The sequence below is a fragment of the Salinimicrobium profundisediminis genome, from assembly GCF_026241755.1.
In the GTDB taxonomy this organism is placed as follows: Bacteria; Bacteroidota; Bacteroidia; order Flavobacteriales; family Flavobacteriaceae; genus Salinimicrobium; species Salinimicrobium profundisediminis.
In genome coordinates this window covers 95,808-115,501 of the sequence record NZ_JAPJDA010000014.1, presented here as the reverse complement: position 1 = coordinate 115,501, position 19,694 = coordinate 95,808, and the positions used below count along the sequence as shown (strand labels likewise).

The following is a 19,694-nucleotide window of genomic DNA, read 5'->3' as shown; positions in this document are numbered from 1 at the left end:
TTGAAGCTGAATTTTCCAGTCTAATAGATTTTACTTTTTCCCTTAACGCTAACTGTAAGTAAAATAAGACATTTTGAAAACTGCAGTGGTGACAGGGGCTGAGGTGGTGCGTCGTGAACAAAAAGTCCTATCATATGATGATTTTATACTATTATTCAACGAGCTTATTGAGGACATTGCAGCTACTTTAATAGATAAAGCGAAATCGTTTACGTTGAATGAAAAATCAACCAAACCAACCAAATTAAAAATTTTAAAACTATTAACTGCTTTATTAAATCTTATGCACAATGAAGAAAAATACTTTCACCAAATTGGGATTATTTAGAAGCTGCCTGGCCTTCCTCATCGGGATCCTTTCAGTTTCTCCGGTTTGGGCACAACAGAACACCGTTACTGGTACGGTAGTATCTGGTTCAGACGGTTTGCCAATACCAGGAGTCAACGTCATGGTACAGGGAACTACAACGGGAACTACAACCGATTTTGATGGTTATTACGAAATCGATATTGATCCAAATGCAGCTCTGGTCTTTAGCTATGTGGGGTTTATTACTCAGGAAATTCCTGTAAATAATCTTAATCAAATCGATGTGGTATTGGAGATAGCTACTTCAGAGCTTGATGAGATCGTGCTAATTGGTTACGGTACTCAGAGAAAAGCTTTGGTAACCGGCGCCAGTGTACAGGTAGATGGAGATGACCTTCAAAAAAGGAGTACGACCAGTGCCCTACAGGCAATGCAGGGGCAAACTCCCGGGGTCCAGATCACTTCAACTTCAGGACAGCCAGGATCTGGTTTGAACGTCAATATTAGAGGATTAGGATCTACAAGTGGCAATAACCCCCTTTATGTAGTAGACGGAGTTTTAACAGGCGATATTTCATATCTTAATAACGCCGATATTGAATCCATCTCTATTCTTAAAGATGCAGCATCGGCGGCCATATATGGTTCCCAAGCTTCAAATGGGGTAGTACTGGTTACTACTCGTGGGGGTAGAAAGAATACTTCAAGGATCACTTTTGACTCATACTATGGGGTTCAGAATGTGTCCAATAAAATAGACATGCTAAACTCACATGAATATGCGATCATCACCAATGAAGCAGCTTTAAATTCAGGGAGATCAGCAATATTCAGTCCCGAACAAATTGCTGAACTTGGCGAAGGTGTAGACTGGATTGACGAAATGTTTGTCGATGATGCCGTCACTCAAAATTATATCCTTGGTTTTACTGGAGGTAGTGAGACTTCTACTTTCTCTTCTTCTCTTGCCTATACTCAGGAAGAGGGAATTGTTGGAGGTGAAGATTTTTCAAATTATGAGCGAGTGAACTTCAGGTTTAATTCTGAACATGAGTTATATGATGGATTCCTCACTTTTGGTGAGAATTTCACTTTTGCATATATCAACAGTAATGGTGTTGGGGTAGGAAATCAATTCAATAACACCTTACGTGGCGCCTTTGGTACGCCTCCCTTACTTCCTATGTTTGATGAAGCTGGAAATTATTATGATACTTCCAATGATGATGAGGAATGGTTAACGGGCTACAATAACCCTTACGCCTCTATGGTATACAATAACCAAAATGAGAACAATACTCAGAAGCTGTTAGGTAATGTTTATGCCGAAATGCAGTTACTTGACAACCTCAAATTCAGGACCAGTTTAGGATTGGATTATTACGCTTCTGAAGGGCATTCTTATTTGCCCATCTATCAGCTCTCCAGTTATGCCTTTAGAGACAGAGACAGGGTTTACCAAAACCAAAGTAAGGGATATTCTCTATTGTGGGACAATCTTATCACGTACAATTTTGACATAAACGATGATCACCTTTTTGAAGTGATGGGGGGAACCTCGGCATATAAGTTTCAGGGAACGTACATAAATGCCAGTAATGTAGATTTAAATTTTAATGATCTTGAACACGCCTGGCTGGACAATGCTTTGAACACAGATGGTAGCCAAATAGAACAAAATGGTGGTCCAAACCCTGAGAATATGAGAATGTCTTACTTCGGAAGATTTAATTATAACTATCAGGATAAGTATCTCTTAAATACTACTTTTAGAGCCGATGGTTCCTCAAATTTTGCTGAAGGAAACAGGTGGGGATATTTCCCTTCAGTTTCCGTAGGATGGGTCGCTTCAGCCGAAGATTTTCTTATTGACTCCAATGTGGTCAACTACCTAAAACTTCGTGCAAGCTGGGGGCAGGTAGGTAACCAAAATTCATCGGCCTTTCAGTATCTGGCTCCTATAACCTTTGCCAATACAAATTACAATTTCGGAAATGAAGAAGGAGTACTTACCCCTGGAGCTTATCCCAGTAGATTACCAAACCCAAATCTACAGTGGGAAACATCAGAAGAGGTAAACTTTGGTATTGATGCCAGATTATTCCAGAGCACTCTTAGCGTTACTCTGGATATATATGAGAAGACAAGTAAAGACTGGCTTATTTTGGCTCCCAATAGTGCCACTTCGGGTGCGGGTGCGCCTTTTATCAATGGAGGTGACGTAACCAACTCAGGTGTTGAACTCGCCCTTTCTTATAACAATCACATTGGAGACTTCAATTTTAATGTTGGGGTTAATGGATCCTATAACCAGAATGAAGTTGGGAATATCCCTTCAAATGATGGCATAATTCACGGTGAAACAAATCAATTATTTGATAACGCTCCCGAGTTCTATCGTGCCCAAAGTGGGTATCCTCTTGGATATTTTTGGGGACTTGAGACTGCAGGAATTTTCCAGACAGAAGAAGAAGTGAACAATTACAGAGCCAATGGTAAACTTATTCAACCCGCTGCAAGTCCTGGAGACGTCATTTTTGTAGATCAGAACGGTGATGGTTTAATCAATGACAGTGATAAGACAAACATTGGAGATCCCAATCCCGATCTTACGTATGGCTTCAATGTAAACTTTGAGTACAAAGGCTTAGACTTCACACTTCTTGCAAATGGAGTTGCAGGAAATCAAATCGTGCAATCTTACCGTAATCAGGCCAGTCAGTTTGCCAATTATACAACCGCTGTTTTTGAGCGCTGGACAGGTCCGGGTTCAACCAACAGCACTCCAAGAGTTACACTTGACAATAGGAACTATTCAAGATTTTCTGACCTTTATGTACAGGATGGAGACTTCTTAAGGATCAGCAATGTAACGCTGGGATATGACCTTACTAATATTACAGATGCATTTAAAGTAGATAAACTACGTGTTTATTTCTCGGCTTTGAACCTGTATACTTTTACCGAATATAACGGAATGGATCCCGAAGTTGGATATGGTATCTCTAATGGCACCTTTAACTTTTCATCGGGAGTTGACCTTGGGTACTATCCAAGACCTCGAACATTATTGGTAGGATTAAACGTAACATTTTAATAAAAAACAGCATGAAAAGATTTAAAATCACTTTCTTATTGATGTTAGGAATGTTGGCGACAACCTCCTGCACAAAAGATTTTCTTGATGCCGAACTCATCACAGAAATAACAGATGAAAACTTCTATAAAACTCCCAAAGATGCCGAAGCTGCATTAGTAGGAGTATATGATGGTATGCAGGCGGTGGTTGGTGTAGATGGTTTAAGCTATCCACTGGCAAGTATGATTCTCTCTGATAATGCCTATGGAGGTACCGGAAATGCCGATAGCTTTACTTACCAGGCTGTAGACGAGTTTGATGTCAATCGTTCTCCAACAGATGCCAACCTTTATGAACCACAATGGATTGCTTACTACAGAGCCATATTTAGAGCAAATACCCTTCTAATCAAGTTAGACCAGATTGACTGGAGTGAAGACATGGCCAGGAGGAATCAAATCGAATCTGAAACCAGATTTATAAGAGGTTATCTCTATTTTCAAATGGTTCAATTATGGGGCAATATTCCATTATTAACCGAGCCCAGCTCAGATAACATTCCCCCGGCGACTCCAGAAGAAGTATATGCTGTAGTTGCAGAAGATTTACTTTTTGCGGCAGAGAACCTTCCTGCAGTTGCTTATAATACTGTACAGGCAGGTAGAATTACCAAATGGGCTGCCAAATCTATGCTGGCCCGGGTTTATTTGTATTATACAGGGTATTATGGTGAATCAGATCTTGTAGGCCTGGTAAGTCAGTCAGATGCCCTTGCGCACCTCGAAGATGTGATTGCTAATAGTGGCCATGCCCTCGTCCCTGATTATGCTAACCTATGGCCGGCAGCCTCCCTTGAAGATTTTGCAGGTGAAAATAACCAGGAGATTGTATTTGGCGTGAAGTTTACATTCACCAGTGACTATGATGGGAATACAGATGGAAACCACTGGATGGTAATGCTTGGAATGCGGGAGTTTACAAGTTATCCTTATGCTAATGGCTGGGGAGTAACAGTAACAGAAGACTTATATGATGCCTATGATGAAACCGATACAAGACAAAACGCATCTATAATAGCCATTGAAGAAGAAGAGGTGCCTTTTGATAATGTTAAGGGTCAACGGGAATACACAGGATACTACAGTAAAAAATATGCGCCTATGGCGACAGAAGATGGTAGTAGCCTTGCCGTAGAGTTGGGAGGAACTAACTTTATGATTGGGCAGTTCCAGGACTATTTTGCAATACGATATGCCGACGTACTACTAATGGCGGCCGAATTAGGCAGCCCTAATGCTCAGGCCTATTTTGATGAGGTACGCCAGCGGGCCTACCAGAATGATTTCACTCCTTTGGCGATCACAACAGAACGTCTTCAGGAAGAGAGAAGGCTTGAATTTGCCCTTGAAGGTTTAAGGTATTGGGATCTGCTTAGACGAGGTGTAAGTGAAGCAGCTCAGGAAATAGCGGTGAGTACTACCCTGCTCAATGGCGGAGTTGAAGCACAAAAAACTATATCAGCTTCTAATATCCAAACTACCGAAGGTCTTCAGCAAATTCCGAGTAATCAAATTACACTCTCAGATGGTGTACTTGTTCAGAACCCAGGATGGTAAAATTAAAAGGAAAAATTATGAAAAAATATAAAGCAATTCTAGGTTTCCTGTTGGTGTCTATGCTGATCTTTACAGCCTGCCAGCCGGAGGATTACAACCTTGGAAATAAATTAGCCCCCTCACAGATCAATTTTGAAGTAATTCAGGATTATGACATTGATCCGGGTGGAAACACTGTTATACTCAAGTTCGACACACCTGGAGCAAGTCCCGTATGGAACTATGGTACAGGTAGATCCAGTAAGGTAGTTGATACTATACGCTATGCTTTCCAGGGAGATTACACTATTGACCTTAAAGTTATAACACAAGGAGGTGTGGTCAATATGGATCCCGTAACCATTAATGTCACCGAAGATAACTTGAGTTATGTAAATGATCCATTGTGGTCTAAACTAACCGGTGGGAATGGAGAATCCAAAACCTGGTATCTTGACCTTGATGAAAACGGGGCATCGACCTTTTTTAGCGGCCCTCTTTATTTCTATGGAACAGATAACGGATGGCTCGAAGGAGGTAAGGACGGTTGTTATGAAGAAGATGGCGATTGCTGGAACTGGCAGCCAAATTGGGCCGGTAACCAATGGTTAATGCCGGCGGGAGATTACGGTTCTATGACCTTCAGCCTTAAAGGTGGGCCCTACGTGACCGTAGACCATAAAATGTTAGCTGGGCTGGGAGAACAATCCGGAACTTTTTATCTAGATAAAGACGCACATACCTTATCTCTTAATGATGCGGGAATTCTTCACAATGAAGGGGTGGATGCCTGTGCTATTGACTTTGGAGATATTAGAATTTTCTCCCTCACAGAAGATGCCATGCAACTTGGGGTTTTGAGGCCCGACGGTTGTAACAATGAAGGTGCTGCAATGTTGGTGTATAACTTCGTTTCTAAAGAATACAAAGACAACTACGTACCTGTTGTAGAAGAACCCACAATAGATGAAGGATTTGATCCTGAATTCGCGCCGGGAGAATTACTACAAATGCTAACCGGTGGACCTTCCTCCGGAAGGATTTGGGAACTTGATGCTACCGGAAATCCAATTGACTGGATAGCTGGAGGAATTGGCTGGACAGAAAATGCCGACAGCACCAGGGATTGGGGATGGAATGCAGATTGGGATGCAATGGCCAAAAACTCCTGGATCAGGTTTGATCAATGGGGCGGGCAAACGTACACCAAATACCAGAATGGAGTAGAAACTTCCGGAACCTTCACCATAAATGAAGAAACCAATGAAGTCATTCTTAAAGATGGAATGAGTCTCCTTGGTATTGGAAATTCCTTGAGTCCTACTACCAGTACCTTAAAAGTGGTCAAAGCCTACGATGATTTCGCCACAAAGGGAATCTGGTTTGGAACAAGCTATGACGAAGGTAAGGATGAGTGGTTGTCATTCCATTACGTTTTAGGTAATAACGATTAAAAGGGTAACGGGAGGAAAACCTAACAACCAAACCTGCCGCTACCATTGATGAAATCCTAATGTACTAACAATAAGGTACAACAAATTTGTTGTTTGAGTTGCTGAAATTAAAAGGAAAGAGGTTTAACTATTTGAAGCTTCTTTCCTTTTGTTTCAACTTATTAACCCCTGGCCTGGTAATTAAAAAGGCTTTTTTAACTGAATTCTCATGCTTCAAAAAAGGTATATTTTTCCTGCACTAATTTTATTTTTCAGCTTTCTTTATTCCTGTGAAAACTCTTCTTCTGAAGCCCGGCAGGTAGAAAGAAAAATTTCCTTCAATGAAGACTGGCAGTTCTTTCTTGGCGACTCTTCAAAAATGGCTTCTTCTGAAGCTCAATGGAGAACCCTCAATGTGCCGCACGACTGGAGTATTGAAGGAGATTTTAGCCCTGAACACCCTGCAGGAGTTGGCGGCGGGGCACTTCCCGGCGGCCTTGGCTGGTACAAAAAAAGTTTTACCCTTGCAGCAAAAGACAGTACCAAACTAACTGCAGTAACTTTTGATGGCGTTTACCAGGACAGTGAAATCTGGATCAACGGAAGTTATTTGGGCAACAGGCCCAACGGTTACATCGGGTTTCAATATGATCTTACTCCGTACCTCAATTACGGGGATGAGCAAAATGAAATTCTGGTAAAGGTCAACAATGCAGATCAACCAAATTCCCGCTGGTATTCAGGTTCTGGGATTTATAGAAATGTATGGCTGGAACAAACAGATAAGTTACATGTACCTCAATGGGGAACATTTGTTACTACTCCAAAAGTATCCAGAGACAGTGCTTTGGTTCAGGTTGAGGTAAGGCTTGCCAACAAATACAGCGGTGTCAAAAATGGCATTTTAGAGACCTCTTTGTATTACAAAGATCAGGAGGTTGCTTCAGTTACTGCAGAATTTGAGATTCAGGCGCAGGATACTTCAGAAGTAACTCAGCAAATTACGGTTTCACAACCTCAGTTATGGTCCACAGAAGATCCGCAGCTCTATTCCGCAGTAACAAGAATTAAGGTTGAAGGAGAGGTCATTGATCAATACACCACGCAATTTGGGATCAGGGATTTTAAATTCGATCTTGAAAAAGGTTTTATTCTGAATGGTGAACAGGTGAAGATCAAAGGTGTAAACAACCATCATGACCTGGGGCCTTTAGGTGCCGCCGTAAACAAAAGAGCCATTGAACGACAACTGGAGATCATGAAGGAAATGGGCGTCAACGGAATTAGAACTGCTCATAACCCACCGGCTCCCGAACTTCTGGAACTAACAGATAAAATGGGTTTTATTGTGATGGCCGAATCTTTTGACATGTGGGAAAGAGCCAAAACAGAAAACGCTTACAGCAATTTTTGGGATGAATGGCACGAGCGGGATATGAAAGATATGCTCCTTCGCGACCGCAATCACCCAAGTATTTTTATATGGAGTATTGGCAATGAGGTCCCAGAGCAGTGGAGTGAGCGAGGTGCCGAAATAGGAAGGGAGCTGGCGAGAATCACCAAAGAAGTTGATCCTACCCGCCCTGTCACCGCCGGAATGAATCCGCCAGTGCACACCAATGAAGACGACGTGACCTTACAGTTTGATGAGCCGCAGCAGCCCAATGCTCTTGCAGGATCGGGAGCTTTAGATCTTATCGGGTACAATTATGCCCATCAAACTTACCCAAAACATCAGGTGAACTTCCCCAATACGCCTTTTATAGCCACCGAAACTACTTCGGCGCTGGCTACAAGAGGATATTATGAATTTCCTTCAGATACTACAAAGATCTGGCCGGTGCGCTGGGACCTGCCTTTTGACGGTGGTAATGCAGACAATACTGTTTCAGCATTTGACCAGGTGAGAACGCCATGGGGCTCTACTCATGAAACTACCTGGAAGATCATCAAAAAACACGATTTCCTTTCAGGATTTTACATCTGGACAGGTTTTGATTATCTTGGGGAGCCAACACCATACGGCTGGCCCTCAAGAAGTTCTTACTTCGGAATAGTTGATCTCGCAGGATTTCCGAAGGATTCTTATTACATGTACAAAAGTGAATGGACCAATGAACCTGTCCTGCATCTTTTGCCGCATTGGAACTGGGAGGAAGGACAGACTGTAGATGTTTGGGCCTATTATAATAATGCCGACGAGGTTGAGCTATTCCTGAACGGAGAATCTATGGGCACTAAGAAAAAGCAGGGAGATGACCTGCACGTGATGTGGCGCTTTCCTTTCAAAAAGGGCATTTTGAAGGCTGTTTCCAGAAAGGACGGACAGGTAGTTCTTGAGAGAGAAGTAAAAACCGCCGGAGAACCTGCAATGTTAAAAATGCAGCCCGACAGGCAAACAATTAAAGCAGATGGACAGGACCTGTCATTTATTACTGTAAATATCACAGATGAAGACGGAACTATAGCACCCCGGGCTAATAATGTTATTCATTTTGAAGTGACAGGCAATGCAGAGATAGCCGGAGTTGCCAGCGGCGACCCTACGAGTCACGAATCTTTTAAGGGTAGCTCCCATTCAGCTTTAAGCGGAAAAGTTCTGGTGATCATCCGTGCCGGAAAAGAAGCCGGGCCGGTAGAAGTGACTGCCACTGCAAATAGTCTTCAAATAGCTACCACCACCATAAATTTAGAATAGAAAATGAATCCCCTAAACCATAAAACTATAAAAATGAAGAACGGCTGGTTAAATAAGTTGGGACTTTCCTTACTTCTGGTACTTTTTGGAAGTTTTGGTGCTAAGGCACAACTTCAGGAAGTTGACATTCTCAACGCTCCGGTAGACGTTAGTAAAGACTTCGTCGACTATAATAACACCTTTTATTTTGCAGATGAGCTGGTAGATTTTGATTCCAAAACCGGAAAAGGCACCGTAAAATATCTGCGGCACGATTACCAGACCCGGCAGGCTTTTAACAACATGCTTATGAAGCCTGTTCCTGTTGAAGCTAATGAATTCCCTGCAACCGAATATGAAATTTCTCCCGAATTACCTTTTGAAGTTCAATTTGTATCGGACAGGACTGTGCGCATAAAAATGGCTTCGGGACGACAATTCCACAAGAAAAAAGAGTCCCTCATGCTTATTGATGGTGTTGCGCCAAACCACCCCGAACTTTGGAAGTATTCAAAGATCGAAGGAGGTCATAGCTATTCCAACCAGAACGGGAGAGTAGAGATTCTCACTAAGCCGTGGCACGTAAAATTGTATGATGAAACCGGGAAATTGCTCACCAGTACTTTACATCTCACAGATGTTGAAAACACTTACACTCCGGTGCTGCCTTTCTCTTACGTACGTAGAAACAGCGACTATTCAAGAAGTATGGCGGCTGCCTTCAGCCTTGAGCCGGGAGAAAAGATCTTCGGTCTTGGCGAGTCTTTTACCCAGTTTAACAAGCGGGGTCAAAAAGTGGTGCTGTGGGTTGATGATGCCAACGGGGTTCAGAATGAAACTATGTACAAGCCCATTCCGTTCTACATGAGCAGTCGGGGGTATGGGGTTTTTATGCACACCTCTTCTCCCATTACGGTTGACTTTGGAAAATATTTCAATGCAGCCAATAACATGATGCTGGGTGATGATGTTGCCGATCTTTTCTTCTTCCTTGGCGAACCAAAAGACATTCTTGATGAATATACCAACCTCACCGGTAAAGCAGAAATGCCACCGCTGTGGTCCTTTGGTTTCTGGATGAGCCGCATCACCTATTTTTCTGAAAAGGAAGGACGGGAAATTGCATCAAATCTTCGAAAGTATAAGATTCCAAGTGACGTGATACATTTTGATACCGGATGGTTTGATGTAGACTGGAGAAACAACTATGAGTTTGCAGCCGATCGTTTTGAAGACCCCGTAGATATGATGAAAGACATGAAAGAAGATGGTTTTCATGTTTCGCTATGGCAGCTGCCATATTTTACTCCTGAAAATACCCTTTTTGACGAGATAGTTGAACAAGGTCTTGTGGTAAAAGACAGGAAAGGCAATATTCCTTATGAAGATGCAGTGCTCGATTTCTCAAATCCTGAAACTGTTGATTGGTACCAGGGTAAACTGAAGCATTTATTCGATCAGGGAGTGGGTGTGTTTAAAGTAGATTTTGGAGAAGCTGCACCCGCAACAGGATTGTATCATTCTGGTCGCACTGGCTTCTACGAACACAACCTGTACCCGTTACGTTATAACAAAGTCGTCGCTGAACTTACTAAAAAAGAAAAAGGTTATTCCCTTATTTGGGCAAGAAGCACCTGGGCTGGTAGCCAGCGTTACCCGCTTCATTGGGGTGGTGATGCCGCCACAACCAATACCGCAATGTCGGCCACCCTTCGCGGCGGACTTTCCTTAGGCCTCAGCGGATTCAGCTTCTGGAGTCATGATGTCGGCGGCTTTGTAACAGCCGCCCCCGAAGATCTTTACAGAAGATGGACTCCCTTTGGGATGCTTTCTTCTCACGTGAGAAGTCACGGGGAACCACCAACAGAGCCATGGCTTTACAATGAAAGCTTCCTGAAAGCCTTCAGAAAAGCTGATAATATGCGGTATGAATTAATGCCTTATATCTATGCCCAGGCAAAAGAAAGTTCAGAACAAGGGCTCCCAATGATGCGTGCGCTGTTTGTTGAATTCCCCGATGATCCAGGCTCCTGGTTGATCGATGATCAATACCTGTTTGGATCTGATATGCTGGTGGCGCCGCTATTTGAAGAAACTACAGAGCGGGAAGTTTATCTTCCTTCGGGCAAATGGATAGACTACCAATCTGGAAAAGTTTACGAGAGTGGGTGGCATACAATAAAGGCTGGTGAAATTCCTATTATCGCTCTTGTAAAAGACGGCTCAGTGATCCCTCATATCAAACTGGCACAATCAACCCAGGATATGGACTGGAAAAATATACAGCTGAAGGTTTTCGCGAGCGATAATACTAATGCTGCTTCCGGAAAGGTTTTTTTACCTGAAGCAACTAAAGCTGAGAGCATAAAGGTGTCAAAAAGGGGAAATTCCTTTGAAGTTTTGGAAAATCCGCTGAAGGGCCAGACCACCTTTAAAATTGAATGGAAGAAATAATCAATAATTAAAACCCCGCTGATTTTTAAGTAAATCTTTATTCAGAAATCGGCGGTAATGAATAGAATATCATGATAAGGAAATTAAGTATAATTCCTGCCCTGCTTTTCACTTTTGTAAGTTGTGCACAACAGGAAACCAATTACGAACTAAGCTCCCCGGGAGGACAAAATAAGATCACTTTTGACCTGGAAAATGAAAGACCTACATATTCGGTTTCTCATGAAGATACAGAGGTAATAAGCGCTTCAGAAATGGGTTTTGTCTTCAGAGATAATGATTCGCTAAGTAAAAATTTCAAAATAACAGATGTAGAGCGTTCCACTTTTGACAACACCTGGGAACAGGTTTGGGGTGAAAAGTCGAACATAAGGAACCACTATAATGAACTGCTCGTGAACCTTCAGGAGAAATCGGGCAAGCAAAGAAAATTGCAGGTGCAGTTTAGAGCTTTTGATGATGGGATAGCCTTTAGATATGTTTTTCCGGAGCAGGGAATTAAGGATAGCATTTTTATAATGGATGAGCTTACCACCTTTAATTTGAAGGACGATGGTAAAGCCTGGTGGATTCCTGCTTACCATGAGCAACGTTATGAAAACCTTTATGAAGCTTCCCCGGTAAGTACTCTTGATACAGTACATACTCCGCTTACTATTGAGAGTGACAGCGGACTTGCCTTAAGTTTCCATGAAGCAAACCTCACCGATTTTGCCAGCATGACCCTTTTCCCAACATCGGGTACAGAACTAAAGGCCGACCTTGTTCCATGGTCAGACGGCGTGAAAGTACGTACCACAGGTTCTTTCACCACACCATGGAGAACTTTGCAAATAGCTAAAGAGCCTAAAGATCTTATAACTTCTTATCTGATTCTAAACTTAAATGAACCTAATAAAATAGAGGATTCAAGCTGGATTGAACCATATAAATATATCGGGATCTGGTGGGGAATGCATATTGGAAAATACACTTTTTGGGAAGGGCCAGATCACGGAGCATCCACCAAAAATGCCAAAGAACATATTGATTATGCAAAGCAATTGGGAGTAGACAATTTGCTGATTGAAGGCTGGAATAAAGGTTGGACTCCACAATGGTATGAGAGTCACATGCATGAGTTCGATTTTACCACTTCCACAGATGATTTTGATCTTAAAGAAGTAACCGACTATGCTGCCGAAAACGGGGTGCGAATTGTGGGTTATCATGAAACTGGTTCCAATATTGACAATTACCTGAAACAAGTGGACAGCGCTTTTGCTCTTTATAACAAAGTAGGAGTCAAAAGTGTGAAAATAGGTCACGTTGGTTCTAAACTCAACATGAAGGAGTGGCATCACGGTCAGTTTGGTGTCAACTATTTCAGGTACATTCTTAAAAAGGCCGCGGAGCATAACCTGACGGTCTATTTCCATGAACCTATAAAGGACACAGGCGAACGCCGAACTTATCCTAATATGATGGCCCGGGAAGGCGCCCGCGGAATTGAATACAACGCCTGGAGCGAAGGCAATCCTCCAGGGCATACGGTGATCCTTCCGTTTACCCGCTTCTTGTCTGGGCCAATGGATTTCACCGCCGGAATTTTTGATGTGGAGATCAGCCAGGGTTATCCCGGCAGGAACGTCCATTCCACCACAGCCAAACAACTCGCGCTTTTGGTAACGGTCTTCTCTCCTGTCCAGATGTTCGCCGACCTGCCCGAGAATTACGTTGATAAACCGGCTTTTCAGTTCCTGCTTGACGTGCCTGTAAACTGGGAGGACACAAAAATTCTCAATGGAGAAATTGGAGAATATATTACCACAGTGAGAAAAGATATCGACAGCGACGACTGGTATTTGGGAAGTATCACCAATGAAGAAAGTCGGGATCTGGAGATCGATCTCTCATTTTTAGATGAAGGGGCAACTTATGAAGCCCAGATCTATGCCGATGCCGAAGGAACCGGATATCAGAAAAGCCCGATGGAAGTTGAAATAAGCAAAAAAGAAGTAAATGCAGCCGATAAACTTACACTGAAACTTGGTGAAAGTGGAGGCACAGCGATAAGGTTTAGGAAGTTGTAATTGCTGCTTCTTGAAAATTACAAAACATGAGAAAGCACCTGTTTTACATTCTTACATTCTTTTCGGCACTTCCGCTGTGGGCACAACAGGCGTTTGAATACCCGTTCCAGAATCCGGAGTTGGGTGTAGAGGAGCGAATAGATAACCTCCTGTCTCTCATGACGCTTGATGAAAAGGTAAGTGCTCTAAGTACGAATCCGGCAGTGCCGCGGCTTGGAGTCAAAGGAACAGGTCATGTTGAAGGCCTTCACGGGCTTGCACTTGGAGGTCCCGGCGGTTGGGAAGGCAAAAACCGGGAAGTTCAGGTCACTACAACTTTTCCGCAGGCGTACGGACTCGGGGAAACCTGGGATCGTGAATTGATCCAAAAAGTAGCGGCAGCTGAAGGTCTTGAGACCCGCTACGCCTTTCAGAAATACAACCACGGCGGACTTGTAGTGCGGGCACCAAATGCAGATCTCGCACGTGATCCCCGCTGGGGCCGCACCGAAGAAAGTTATGGCGAAGACGCATTTTTGGCAGGTGAGCTTACGGTCGCTTTTGTAAATGGACTGCAGGGAAACGATCCCAATTACTGGCAAACCGCTTCTTTGATGAAGCACTTCCTCGCAAACTCCAATGAAGATGGCCGTACCTACACTTCTTCAGACTTTGATGAGCGATTGTGGAGAGAATATTACGCCTTACCCTTCAAAAAGGGCATTTTAGAAGGAGGTTCCCGCGCGTATATGGCCGCTTACAATAAGGTAAATGGTATTCCCGCTACCGTGCATCCCATGCTCAAAAAGATTACTATAGAGGAATGGGGACAGAATGGGATCATTTGCACAGACGGTGGCGCTTTCAAGCTATTGCTTTCAGACCACAAATATTACGAAGATAAGTACCTAGGAGCCGCTGCCGTGATCAAAGCCGGCATTAATCAGTTCCTGGATGAATTTACAGAAGCAGTTTACGGCGCAATCGCCCTTGGTTACTTAACCGAAGCCGACATCGATGAAGTCCTTCGCGGAAATTACCGCGTGATGCTGAGGCTGGGCATGCTGGATCCTTCGGAAGGAAATCCGTACGCGAAAATTGGCTCCGGAAAAGACACTATAGATCCCTGGACTACCGAAGCTCATAAGCAGCTGGCACTCGAAGCTACACAAAAATCAATCGTATTGCTGAAAAATGATCCAAAAGAGGGGCTTTTGCCACTAAATAAAAACAAGATCAAATCTATCGCGATAATTGGTAATAGAGCAGATGAAGTTTTACTGGACTGGTATAGCGGTACTCCGCCGTACCGGGTGACTCCACTGGAGGGCATTAGAAATAAAGTAGGAAGTAATGTGGAGATTTTGACTGCCAAAAATAATGCAGATGGCAAGGCTGCCGAAATAGCCAGGAAGGCAGATGTGGCCATTGTCCTTGTTGGAAATCACCCCGTTTGTGATGCCGGTTGGGCAGATTGTCCTGTGCCGAGTGAAGGCAAAGAATCTGTAGATCGTCAATCCATGAACCTTGAATACGAAGATCTCATAAAAGTTGTGCATCAGGCGAATCCAAGAACTGTAGCAGTACTCATAAGTAGTTTCCCTTATGCCATTAACTGGACACAGGAAAATGTTCCGGCAATTGTGCATATGGCACAGAACAGTCAGGAGCTTGGAAATGGTTTGGCAGATGTACTTTTCGGAGATTACAATCCGGCAGGGAGGCTTACGCAAACATGGGTGAAAAGCATTACAGATCTTCCGCCCTTGATGGATTACAACATCAGGAATGGAAGGACGTATATGTACTTTAAGGGTGACCCACTCTATGCCTTTGGCCATGGATTAAGTTATACCAGTTTCTCATACGAAAATCTTGCGGTAGATAAAACCATCCTTCGGGATGGTGAAACTGCAAGCGTAAAAGTGAAGATTAGGAATACCGGAAAAATGGATGGCGAGGAAGTGGTGCAGCTTTATGTAAAGCACTTAAATTCTTCCGTAGAAAGACCTGTAAAAGAATTAAAGGGTTTTAAGCGTGTGCTGGTTCCGGCGGGAAAAACTAAAACAGTTGAAGTTCTGCTGAAGGCTGAAGATCTTAAATACTGGAATGTCGCAACACAACAATTTCAACTTGAAAACGGAAACATAGAAATTGAGGTGGGTGGCGCTTCAGATAAAATTTATCAAACTAAAAAATTACCTGTACAAAAATAAGATACATATGAAAAACAGATTTTTACCATTAGTGGGCATTTTCAGCATTTTAAGCTTCACGGCTTGTAATGATAGCAAGGAGGCAGGAGATATTGCTGTTGCAGAAACTTCTCAGGAAAAGGACATTTTTGAGGGCAAACCTATGAGTATGGACCACGAAGAGGAGATCACCAAATTGATCTCACAAATGACTCTTGAAGAAAAAGCAGGAATGCTGCACGGGACGAGTATGTTCGCCACATCTGGCGTTCCCCGTCTGGGAATCCCCGAACTAACCATGGCCGATGGGCCGCTGGGTATACGTGAGGAGATTTCCCGCGACTCCTGGGCTCCTGCAGGATGGGATAACGATTTTGCAACTTATTTACCGGCCGGTGCAGGTCTTTCGGCTACCTGGAATCCACAGCTGGCGCACACTTTTGGAGATGTTATAGGCGCAGAGGCGCGTGACAGGAATAAAGATGTTTTATTAGCTCCTGCTTTTAACATTATTAGGACTCCGCTGGGTGGACGTACTTATGAATATTTCTCTGAAGATCCATTTTTAAACACTCAAATCACTGTTCCTTACATTGTGGGGGTTCAGGAGAATGATGTAGCAGTAAGTATCAAACACTATGCAGCCAACAACCAGGAAACCAATCGTGGGACTGTAGATGTTCAAATGGATGAACGTACTCTAAGAGAGATCTACCTTCCCGCATTTGAAGCCGCAATTAAAGATGCCCACGCCTACACTGTAATGGGAGCTTATAATAAATTTCGTGGAGATTATTTAAACGAAAGCGAATATATGCTTCAGGATGTACTAAGAGATGAATGGGGCTTTAAGGGAATTGTGATCTCAGACTGGGCCGCTATTCACAGCACAGTAAAAGCTTTAAAGGCCGGAGCCGATGTGGAGATGGGAACCCCTGGTCCTTTTAATGAATTCTATTTTGCCGATCCGCTTATCGCAGCTGTAAAATCTGGAGAACTTGCTGAAGAAGAAGTAGACAAACACGTGAGAAGGGTTCTAAGATTAATGTATAACATCAAAAGCATTGATACTACAGGTCGTGCTAAGGGTAACAGAGATTTTGAGCAACACTTTAAAGATGCTTATAATATTGCTTCAGAATCTGTAATACTACTCAAAAATGACAAAAATATGCTGCCTTTAAATCTTGAAGGCGTAAAAAGCATTGCGGTAATTGGGGACAACGCTACAAAGAAAAATGCGCTGGGAGGATTTGGAGCCGGAGTAAAGACAAAACGGGAGGTGACTCCTCTGGAAGGACTTCAAAATAGATTGCCAGAATCTGTAAAAATCACCCATGCCCAGGGTTACCTGGAGCGGTATTCAAAAACAGACAAAGCTAAATTTGGAGATATTACCCTGAGTGGACCTGTAACCATCGACGAGCTGGATCCAAAGCTGTTGGAAGAAGCCGTCAATGCTGCAAAGAATTCTGATCTTACCATCATCTTTGCGGGATCTAACCGTGATTATGAAACTGAAGCTTCAGACCGTGCAAGCCTTGACCTGCCTTTTGGACAGGAAGAATTGATTGCGAAGGTAATGGAGGCCAATCCTAATACTATCGTGGTGATGATTGCCGGTGCTCCTTTTGATATTGAAAATATCGAACAACAAACTTCTACGCTCGTGTGGAGCTGGTTCAATGGTTCTGAAGGCGGGAATGCCCTGGCCGATGTGCTTCTTGGAAAGGTAAATCCTTCTGGAAAACTTCCCTGGACCATGCCTAAAGATCTTAAGGATTCTCCTGCTCATGCCAATAACAGCTTTCCTGGAGGCGATGTGGCTACCTACGATGAAGGAATTTTAGTGGGTTACCGTTGGTTTGATACCAAAAACATTGAGCCGCTTTATCCTTTTGGGTACGGACTTTCCTATACAAATTTTGAATTTTCTAATGCCAAAGTTGATAAGAAAGAAGCTTATGCAGGAGATGAAACCATTAAGGTTTCAGTAGATGTTAAGAACATCGGAGAATTTGATGGAAAGGAAGTAGTGCAGCTTTATGTTTCAAAATCAGATTCTAAAGTAGAGCGTGCGGCCCAGGAACTTAAGGGTTTTCAGAAAACAAAGATACCTAAAGGTGAAACCGAAATGGTAACCATTGATGTTCCTGTGAAGGAACTGGCTTATTACGACATGAATTCTGGAAAATGGACTGTAGAACCGGGAACTTATACACTAAAGCTGGGTAATTCTTCAAGAAATATTCTTCAGGAAGTAGTTGTTGAGGTTAAATAAGAATGACTTCAGGAAGGGGGTCCAAAAATGCCATTTTTGGGCCCCTACTTCTGAAAGTTATGACGGAACATTTCAGGAAGAAATATAAAATTATGAAATACTTAAAAGTAACGGCTATTATTTCTCTGCTACTGTTATGGGCTTGTGGCGAAAACAATCAGCAGGAAAAGCGGGAAGAGCTTCAGCAGGAGAAATATACTGCAGACTGGGATTCGCTGGCGAAATATGATGAGACTGCAGAATGGTTTAAGGATGCCAAATTCGGGATCTATGCGCATTGGGGTGTGCTATCGGTTCCGGCTTATGCTAATGACTGGTACCCGCGGAATATGCACATAGAAGGCACCAATGAGTATAAGCATCATGTGGAAACCTATGGGCCACATTCAGAATTCGGTTATCACGATTACGTACCCATGTTCAAAGCTGAAGAATTTGATGCGGATGCGTGGGCAGAACTCTGGAAGAAAGCCGGTGCGAAGTTCGGCGGGATTGTAGCCATTCATCACGACGGCTGGTCTAACTGGGACAGTGAGATTAATCCCTGGAACTCTGTAGATATGGGTCCTAAAAAAGATATCGTGGGAGCTATGGAAAAGGCACTGAAGAAACGCGATATGAAGTTTGTAGCTACGTTTCATAAGGCAAGGAGCCTTCAGATCTTTCAGCAGGATTCTACTAAATGGCTTGATGACACTTCTTATTTCCCATATAATCCTGAATTACCTACTGCTTCCGAAGATTCTTTGCTGTCTATCATGTATGGCAACATTCCGAAGGAACAGTTTTACAGGAACTGGCTAGGAGAGTTAAAAGAAGTCATTGACAACTACAGCCCCGATCTCATCTATTTTGACAGTAAACTGAATAAATTACCAGACTCCCTAAAAAGGCAATTTGTAGCCTACTATTTTAACCATTCTGAAGCAGAGGGCAAGCAGGTGGTTATTACACACAAGGAAGGAGAACTGCCAAAATCTGTGAGTCTTGAAGACCTGGAAAAAGGGAGAATGAAAGATAAAACGGAGGAATTCTGGCTTACCGATGAAACCGTATCTGTGGGTAGCTGGAGCTACACGAATGATCTTGGCTTGAAAACTTCAAATGAAATTATCGATCTGTTAGCAGATATCGTGAGCAAGAACGGAGCCTTGATGTTGAACGTTTCGCCCAAAGCCAACGGAATTATTCCGCAGAATCAGCAGGAAATCTTGTTGGAAATAGGACAGTGGCTGGAAACCAATGGCGAAGCAATTTACGGTACACGCACCTGGGAAGTATATGGAGAAGGGCCTACAAAGCAGGAAAAATCGGGGATGTTCCTTGACAAATTGCATTACACTGCCCAGGATGTGCGCTACACGCAAAAAGGAGATAATATCTATGCAATTTTTCTTGGCTGGCCGGGAAATAATGCAAATGTTACCCTACAATCCTTTTCAGAAGAAGTGCTGGGAGAAAATGTACCTCAAATTGAGGCTGTTACAGTATTAGGTGGCGGGGAAATAGTATATAAACTGGATGGACAGGGGCTGCATCTTACTACTCTGGCAAATATGATTAATGAAAAAGCATTTGTAGTGAAGATTTCAAAGGGAAAATAACAACCAAAAATTTCA

10 protein-coding genes are annotated in these 19,694 nt (G+C 43.0%); all 10 read left to right on the top strand.

All coding sequences use genetic code 11. From position 1 onward, the window contains the following. Positions 1–73 precede the first annotated feature (73 nt). The 10 genes from OQ279_RS10030 (at position 74) to OQ279_RS09985 (ending at position 19,679) form a co-directional block, all read left to right on the top strand. Positions 74–328, top strand: a complete 255-nt coding sequence (locus OQ279_RS10030) for a hypothetical protein (RefSeq protein ID WP_266069728.1) — start codon at positions 74–76, stop codon at positions 326–328. Continuing rightward, positions 291–3,407 (top strand): SusC/RagA family TonB-linked outer membrane protein, encoded by a 3,117-nt coding sequence (locus OQ279_RS10025; RefSeq protein ID WP_266069726.1) that lies wholly within the window; start codon positions 291–293, stop codon positions 3,405–3,407. Before OQ279_RS10030 ends, OQ279_RS10025 begins: the two co-directional genes overlap by 38 nt. 11 nt (positions 3,408–3,418) lie before the next feature. Beyond that, positions 3,419–5,005 carry a RagB/SusD family nutrient uptake outer membrane protein gene (locus OQ279_RS10020; RefSeq protein ID WP_266069725.1) on the top strand — a complete coding sequence of 529 codons (1,587 nt, stop codon included), beginning with the start codon at positions 3,419–3,421 and terminating at the stop codon, positions 5,003–5,005. A gap of 17 nt (positions 5,006–5,022) precedes the next feature. Beyond that, positions 5,023–6,438 carry a hypothetical protein gene (locus OQ279_RS10015; RefSeq protein WP_266069724.1) on the top strand — a complete coding sequence of 472 codons (1,416 nt, stop codon included), beginning with the start codon at positions 5,023–5,025 and terminating at the stop codon, positions 6,436–6,438. Positions 6,439–6,646: 208 nt separating this feature from the next. Then, the gene (gene galB / locus OQ279_RS10010) at positions 6,647–9,115 is read left to right on the top strand and encodes a beta-galactosidase GalB (protein ID WP_266069723.1); all 2,469 of its coding nucleotides are present in this window, start codon (positions 6,647–6,649) and stop codon (positions 9,113–9,115) included. A gap of 33 nt (positions 9,116–9,148) precedes the next feature. Continuing rightward, on the top strand, positions 9,149–11,548 hold the full coding sequence (locus tag OQ279_RS10005) for a glycoside hydrolase family 31 protein (protein WP_266069722.1): 2,400 nt from the start codon (positions 9,149–9,151) through the stop codon (positions 11,546–11,548). Between the two features lie 71 nt (positions 11,549–11,619). Beyond that, on the top strand, positions 11,620–13,620 hold the full coding sequence (locus OQ279_RS10000; RefSeq protein WP_266069721.1) for a glycoside hydrolase family 97 protein: 2,001 nt from the start codon (positions 11,620–11,622) through the stop codon (positions 13,618–13,620). Between the two features lie 26 nt (positions 13,621–13,646). Then, on the top strand, positions 13,647–15,815 hold the full coding sequence (locus OQ279_RS09995) for a glycoside hydrolase family 3 C-terminal domain-containing protein (protein WP_266069720.1): 2,169 nt from the start codon (positions 13,647–13,649) through the stop codon (positions 15,813–15,815). 7 nt (positions 15,816–15,822) lie between these two features. Continuing rightward, positions 15,823–18,075: a glycoside hydrolase family 3 C-terminal domain-containing protein gene (locus OQ279_RS09990; RefSeq protein WP_266069719.1), complete on the top strand. Its 2,253-nt coding sequence runs from the start codon at positions 15,823–15,825 to the stop codon at positions 18,073–18,075. Positions 18,076–18,167: 92 nt separating this feature from the next. Further along, positions 18,168–19,679, top strand: coding sequence for an alpha-L-fucosidase (locus OQ279_RS09985; protein ID WP_266069718.1), 1,512 nt, complete (start codon positions 18,168–18,170; stop codon positions 19,677–19,679). The last annotated feature ends 15 nt before the right edge of the window (positions 19,680–19,694 follow it).